General features: G+C 42.3%; 1 pseudogene. It reads left to right on the top strand.

The features are described 5' to 3' along the window. A pseudogene (locus HP456_RS24765) lies at positions 1-231 on the top strand (PDZ domain-containing protein); the annotation flags it as partial. Positions 232-548: the final 317 nt, after the last annotated feature.

The raw sequence follows: 548 nt of genomic DNA, 5'->3' as shown, positions 1-548 counted from the left end.
TCTCTGCAGGTGGGGGAGATCATTTTGAAAGTGAATGGAGCAGAGGTCAGTACAGAACGGGGTTTCTATGAAGCCCTTCAGAAGAACGGAGCATACTGTAAACTTGAGATTCTCGGTACGAACGGAGAGAATCGCTTTGAACAAGGTGCACTTTATGAAGGTGATCACCACGAACTGGGTATTCTGTTTGCCGATCAGGATTCAGGGTGGGACCGGCATCAAGTGTCATAATTGATTCACGTGCATCAGCTTGCAGAGTACTTCTGCAAGCTTTTTTAGATCCTCGAATACATTTCACGATATTAAAGGGGATGCCAGTAAACATATTGGACCTGGAAGATAGAGTAGTGAAGCAGAATTCGGTTGTGAATATCTGTTATCACCTTAATGCCGAAAGTGAAACTGTCGCGGCATGAAACCAATGTTTTTTGCTCTATTTTTTCGTGCATACACCCTTAAGTTTGGTATAATTTAACTATTCCATTTTCTGGAGGTACTAAATGAGGATTCTGCAAATCTTGAAAACGTTCATTCTCTCCATCATCGGG

This window comes from Bacillus haikouensis, assembly GCF_013179555.1.
Lineage (GTDB): Bacteria > Bacillota > Bacilli > Bacillales > Bacillaceae_B > Rossellomorea > Rossellomorea haikouensis_A.
The sequence above is the reverse complement of the archived record's forward strand: the minus strand, read 5'-3'. Positions and strand labels throughout refer to the sequence as shown.